Genomic DNA, 6000 nt, shown 5'->3' with positions numbered 1-6000 from the left:
CAATGAGATTGCTCTGATTAACCAGTGGTTACAGCAGAAGTATGGCGATGGCATTCGCGTAGTGAATAAAGGCGCGTCCTCATCGCAGGCCATGGACCTGTTAAATGGCAAATATTTCTACAAGAATAATAAAAGCTGGCGCGAAGAGATGAAGAAATCGCCGGCAAAAATCATTTTGCTGAACTTTGCCACCAACGATGCACGCCATTTCCATTTCCGCGATATAGAAAAGGATTACCAGGTTAGCCCGGATAAATATACCCAGGTGATGACACAGCTGATTACTATTGCCCGTGAAGAGGGTAAGCAGGTGATATTACAGGAGCCGCACCCGATTTGTGGCCGCGCGGAGAAATGGCACGTTGCACCTTACGTCACCAAACTGGACGCGCTGGCTAAAGCGGAGTCGGTGCCGCTGGCGCGTCAGTATCAGCGCATCCTGCAGATGAAAGACTGGCAGTCGCTGATGTCACCCGATTGTATTCATCCGTCCGAACAGCTGTACCGCATGAAAGCAGAGGAAACGTTTTCGGTGCTGGTCTCCCACTTTAATACCGAGCTGGCTGCTGCCGGGCATGGCAAAAACCCGGATGGCGAGCAGGTGGCGAAACGCTAAACCGGTGATTGGCTGACCGGTGAAAACGGCTTAACGCGATAGTATAGCGACATATTAACGGTAGTCTTTACCACCACGCTGTGTTATCCCTCGGATTGTCGCGGAGGGATAACAATGAATATCAGTTTACTGAGCCAGTGTCCGCAGTTGCTGGATACGGTGGCAACAATGCTTCATCAGGAGTGGTCCGGGTTTTCTCACTGGCGCGACCGGAGCGCCATTCGTCAGCGCCTGCTGATGCGCAACGCGCAGCCGGCAAAAACGTTTACGCTGGTCGCGTTGAATGCAGAAAATGAAGTGCTTGCCACCGCCAGCACGATTCTTCACGAGCTTGATGACATCCATGAACGCCAGTTCTGGATGGGCGAAGTACTGACTGTCGCGGCACACCGCGGTAAAGGCGTGGCCTCTGCTCTGGTATTGCGTTTAATTGAAGAAGCTCGCCAGCGCCACATGCCAGAGTTGTGGCTGTATACGCCGGATCAGCAGGCGTTTTACCGTCGCTATGGCTGGCAGGAAATCGAGCAGCGCATCGTGTCGTCAGAACAGGTTAGCGTGATGCGAAGGGGAATCTTTTAAGGAAAAGAAGATGTTGGTACGTAAAAACTATCCAGAACTGGGCGAAGTAAAAGCGCCTTACGTGCACGCCGTGAAGCATGGCGACACACTTTACGTTTCGGGTCTGACTGCCTTCGCAACAACGGCGCAGCAGGCGGATATTACTGCGCAGGCAGAAGTGATTTTTCAGCAGCTACATACACTGGCTGCGCAGGAAAACACATCACTGAAAAACCTGATAAAAGTGACAATCTTTGTCACCTCATTCACCGATATAAATGCGTTGCGCGACGTGCTTTACCGGCATTATGGCGAACACCTGCCCGCCAGTTCACTGGTGCAGATTAGCCAGCTGTTTTGCCCCGATCTGAAAATCGAAATTGAAGCAATTATTGCTCTGTGATGAAGTTGTAATTGTTTGTTTTATCGATGCTTTGATTTAAAACGATTCTTGTATGGTCACCTGTTGCCTACACAAGTATTCCCTGGTCGCCATAAATGGCAACCCTACAGGGTAATGCACGGTTTTGTAATGTGTTTTACGTCACCATAAATGGCAACCCTGGCGGTAACGGCACAGTTTTGTAACGTGTTTTAGGTCGCCATAAATGGTGACCCGACAGGGTACAGCACGGTTTGTAGGGTGCGCATTGATGCGCACCGGCATTAACAGGGTGATTTTTAAACTGAACGGCATTGCACGCTTTATGGCGGCCCGTCTTACGCTGGCCGCCACTGCGGGCGTGATTAACTTACCCGGGCGATTGCTGGCTCAGCTTCTGCGGTGCCGCTGCGCCGTTCCGCGCCAGCGAAGCCGGTCGGCGTCTGGCCGGTGAAGCGGGTGAAAGCGATGCTGAAGGCGCTGGCAGAGCGGTAACCCACCCGTTCAGCCACGTCGGCCACTGACAGGCGACTGCTGCGCAGCAGATTTTTCGCCAGTGCCATGCGCCACGTCAGCAGATACGCCATCGGCGCCATGCCCACTGCATCGCGAAAACGTACGAAAAACGCCGAGCGCGATAGCGCCGCGTGTTTCGCCAGCTGGGGCACCGTCCAGCCATGGGCAGGCCTGGCGTGGATGGCGCGAATCGCCCCGGCCAGCCGCTCATCGGCCAGTCCCCGCATCACGCCAGGCGATGCATTCGCCGCTGGCATTGCGCGCAACGCCTCGATCAGCAGTAATTCCAGCAAACGTTCCAGCACGATCTGCCGTGCCGGACGCTGTGCACGGCACTCATCCCTGACCAGCTGCACCAGCGTGGTCAGGCGCGATGCGCCACGCACATGAATAAACTGTGGCAGTAACGAGACAATCAATCCTGCGTCGGGTGCGGCAAACTGGCAGTAACCAATCAGCGTCTGAACCTCGGCTGGCTGCTGCCGATCGCCAAGCCACACCTCGCCCGGCGCAAGCATCTCCGGCACAGAATCAGGCGCATCTGCGGCCGGTGGCTGCTCGCTGGTCATGCAAAATTCCCACGCAGCCGGAATCAGGACAAAATCCCCCTGCTCAAGCGCAACCGGAGGATGACCTTTCATTTCTAGCCGACTGCGCCCCTCCAGCACCACGCAGTAAAACGGCTGGCCGGTCTCACTGCGCTGCACACGCCATAGTCCATTGGCACGCGCGCGTTTGGAATAAGCCGCCCCGGGCTGTAACAGTGACACCATTTCGGCGAGCGGATCGATCATAATGGACTCCTGCAAATGAAACCAGGACTGTACGTTGTAGTGAGTCCGGTAGTGGCACTCTATAGTGAGCTCTTACCCAACACAATGCAGGAGTGAACCATGAAAACCATTTTAATCACCGGCTGCTCTTCTGGTTTTGGTCATGCTACCGCGCTCTGGTTTCTGGAGCGCGGCTGGAAAGTCATCGCCACCATGCGCACCCCGCGCGCCGAACTGTTCCCTGAATCCGCCCATCTGCGCCTGCTGCCATTGGATGTCACCGATGCCGCCAGCATCAGGCAAACGCTGGCTGAAGCAGGAGAGATTGATGTGCTGGTCAACAATGCCGGCATCGGATTATTAACTTCGCTGGAAGGCGCGCCGATGTCCTCGGTACGTGAGGTGTTCGAAACCAACACGCTGGGCACCATTGCCATGACGCAGGCGGTCATCCCGCAGTTCCGTGCGAAAAACAGTGGCATGGTGATCAATGTGACCTCGACGGTGACGCTGAAATCCCTGCCGCTGCTGGCGGTTTATACCGGCAGCAAAGCGGCAGTCAACGCCTTCACCGAGTCGCTGGCGCTGGAACTGCAACCCTTTAATGTTCAGGTGAGACTGGTATTGCCCGGGCTGGCACCCACCACCGACTTTGGCAAAAACGCCCGGCCGCGCATGGAAAACACCTTGCTTGAGCCTTACCAGCCGATGTTTGATGGCATCATCGCCGGCATGCAGCAGCCCCAGCCAACCACTAAAGCACAGGACGTTGCCGCTGCCGTGTGGCGTGCCGCGACCGATCCCGCCGCACCGATGCGCATCCCGGCCGGAGAAGATGCCGAAGCCTCGATGAAGCAATACGGTTAGCGATCTTTACGCTGGGCCAGCGCCTGCAGTGCTGCCAGACCGTCGCGCGCCAGCCAGCTTTGCAGCGGGGCAAACAACGGTTCAGGCAGCGCCTCAGGCGCGAACCAGTGCCAGCCTGTGCACTTATCCGGTTCCCGCAGCTGCGGCTCACCGCTGGCGTCCGGCGCTACCATCAGCAGCGTAATATAGTGGCGGTTGACCGCCGGAAACACATCGCTGACGAAGGCACCGTTGTGTACGCTGTGCAGCTGTAGACCGGTCTCCTCCAGCACTTCCCGCCGTGCACAGGCTTCCGGTGATTCACCAAACTCCAGATGGCCGCCCGGCGCCGACCAGTCACCGGCACCGTGGCTGCCTTTACGCTGGCCGAGCAACAGCTTGCCATCGCGGAAAATTAATACGCCAACACCGACCTGCGGGGACATCATTGCTCCTGATTTATCGATCCTCTCACTCTGCACGGTTTATAAATCAGCGCACCCCGCCTGACAATGGTTTCCTGCCGTTATCGCTGGGGTTTGAGTCGCAGCGCCATCAGCATCAGTAGCAGCACGCCCGCCGCCATGATCTGCCACGCGCTGTCGAGTGATGCCGCGCGATCGCGCACAATGCCGGCCATCAGCGGCATCAGTGCGGCCAGCATATAGCCGCCGCCCTGCACGAAAGACAGCAGCGCAGTGGCTTCTTCTGGCGTACGGGCATGATCAAGCGTGACGATCAGCGATAGCGGAAACAGCGCACCGATCCCCAATCCCAGCAGCAGCGTCGGCAACCAGGCGCGTTCGCCGCCCAGCCACAGCAGTGCGATCAGCCCCAGCAGGATAGAAGCCAGCACCACCAGCAGCGGCCAGCGGCGATCGCGGCAGCGATGAATCAGCGCGGAGAGCATAAATCCGGCGGCGACTTCGGTCAGGGTTAATGCGCCCAGCACGTAGCCGCTCTGCGCCGGCAGCCAGCCGTGTTGCATGTAAAATGGCGGCAGCCACGCCAGCACCAGCGTGTAAGCACCGGTGCCGATGCCAAAAAACAGCATCAACAGCCAGGCGCGCGGCGTGCGGTGTACGCCGCCGGCCGGTGGCGTGTTTACTCTCGTGGTCACAGGCTGCAGGCGCAGCCACAGAATCAATGCGATCAGCGCCGGTAGCGACGGCAGCATCAGGGCGATCGTCAGTCCGGCATGGCTGGCGAGCGGCGCGGCGCTGGCTGCAGCCACTGCAGCTCCGGCCATAATACCGGTGGTGAACAGTGCCATTAGCGTACCGGCACGCGAGGCGAAGTGACGCTTGATGAGCGCGGGCATCAGCGCCTGAATCAGCCCGATGCCGCAGCCCGCCAGCAGCGCGCTGGCGGTTAGCATGGTGGCACTGTGATCAACGCCACGCGCGCCACCCGCGAGCACCAGCACTATCAGGCCAGCGGTAATGCCGCGCGCTTCACCCAGCCTGCGCAGCAGCAGCGGCCCGGCCAGCGCCGCCAGCCCCATCATAATGACCGGCAGCGTCGTCAGCAGGCTCAGCTGCGTGGCACTGAGCCCTGCATCGTGCTGCAGTTGCAGGAACAGCGGTCCGATGGCCGCCATCACCGGACGCAAATTCAGCGCCACCACAAAAACCAGTAAAGCAAACAAGCCAATAGCAGGTAAGGTACGATTCACATTCTGTCTCCATACGTCAAAGTATCTTAACGTTAAGATACTTTGCGAAAGAACGATAGCGGGTGCGCACAAAGCGACACATTGCCCGCCGTGAACTGATGAGAATTAACATGACTGACCACGTAGATTTTGTCGTTGCGCAATGGGCCAGCGCCATGCCGGAGCTGGACGCCTCTTCCATGGCGATTTTTGGCCGCATGCTGCGCCTGATGAAGCATCTGGCGAAAAAGCGCGCTGAGGCGCTGGCGCCCTTTGGTTTTCGCGACGGTGAATTTGATGTACTGGCGACGCTGCGGCGTGCTGGCGCACCTTACCGCCTGTCGCCCACGCAGCTCTACAAATCGCTGCTGGTCACCTCCGGTGCCATGACCAACCGGCTTAACCGGCTGGAAGAAGAGGGATTGATTGCGCGTGTTGCCGATGCCGATGATAAGCGCAGCACGCTGGTGATGCTGACGCCGGCCGGCCTGGCAAAGATTGAGCAGGCGCTGCAGGTGCATACGCAAACGCAGAATGCGCTGCTGGCCACGCTGGACGATCGGCAGCAGCAGCAGCTTGCCGCCCTGCTGCGTCAGCTGTTGCAGACAGCCGAACAGTAAGCCGAACGGGATGTGGCAAAAAATGAATTAATTCA

The 6000-nt window shown here is 58.1% G+C and carries 8 protein-coding genes; 5 read left to right on the top strand and 3 right to left on the bottom strand.

What is annotated here, in order from left to right; genetic code table 11:
- From QMM04_RS08390 to QMM04_RS08380, 3 genes are all read left to right on the top strand, one after another.
- The coding region (locus tag QMM04_RS08390; RefSeq protein WP_282995988.1) for an SGNH/GDSL hydrolase family protein at window positions 1-616 on the top strand (616 nt) is incomplete at its 5' end.
- Between the two features lie 114 nt (window positions 617-730).
- On the top strand, window positions 731-1195 hold the full coding sequence (locus tag QMM04_RS08385; protein ID WP_282995987.1) for a GNAT family N-acetyltransferase: 465 nt from the start codon (window positions 731-733) through the stop codon (window positions 1193-1195).
- 10 nt (window positions 1196-1205) lie between these two features.
- Window positions 1206-1577: a RidA family protein gene (locus QMM04_RS08380; protein WP_282995986.1), complete on the top strand. Its 372-nt coding sequence runs from the start codon at window positions 1206-1208 to the stop codon at window positions 1575-1577.
- Window positions 1578-1921: 344 nt separating this feature from the next.
- On the opposite strand, the gene QMM04_RS08375 is transcribed toward QMM04_RS08380, so the two are convergent.
- Complete coding sequence (locus QMM04_RS08375; protein ID WP_282995984.1) at window positions 1922-2866, bottom strand: AraC family transcriptional regulator; 945 nt, start codon at window positions 2864-2866, stop codon at window positions 1922-1924.
- A 99-nt stretch (window positions 2867-2965) separates the two neighbouring features.
- Between QMM04_RS08375 and QMM04_RS08370 the strand changes: the two genes are divergently transcribed.
- Window positions 2966-3712, top strand: coding sequence for an SDR family oxidoreductase (locus QMM04_RS08370; protein ID WP_021509071.1), 747 nt, complete (start codon window positions 2966-2968; stop codon window positions 3710-3712).
- Here the strand turns inward: QMM04_RS08370 and QMM04_RS08365 are convergent.
- Window positions 3709-4137: an NUDIX hydrolase gene (locus QMM04_RS08365; protein ID WP_193751883.1), complete on the bottom strand. Its 429-nt coding sequence runs from the start codon at window positions 4135-4137 to the stop codon at window positions 3709-3711. The two genes, QMM04_RS08370 and QMM04_RS08365, sit on opposite strands and share 4 nt — an antisense overlap.
- A gap of 80 nt (window positions 4138-4217) precedes the next feature.
- Window positions 4218-5366 carry an MFS transporter gene (locus QMM04_RS08360; protein ID WP_282995983.1) on the bottom strand — a complete coding sequence of 383 codons (1149 nt, stop codon included), beginning with the start codon at window positions 5364-5366 and terminating at the stop codon, window positions 4218-4220.
- A gap of 110 nt (window positions 5367-5476) precedes the next feature.
- On the opposite strand from QMM04_RS08360, the gene QMM04_RS08355 reads away from it, so the two are divergent.
- Complete coding sequence (locus tag QMM04_RS08355) at window positions 5477-5965, top strand: MarR family transcriptional regulator (protein WP_141495935.1); 489 nt, start codon at window positions 5477-5479, stop codon at window positions 5963-5965.
- Window positions 5966-6000: the final 35 nt, after the last annotated feature.

It is taken from the genome of Pantoea sp. Pa-EAmG (genome assembly GCF_030024295.1).
GTDB lineage: Bacteria > Pseudomonadota > Gammaproteobacteria > Enterobacterales > Enterobacteriaceae > Pantoea > Pantoea dispersa.
The sequence above is the reverse complement of the archived record's forward strand: the minus strand, read 5'-3'. Positions and strand labels throughout refer to the sequence as shown.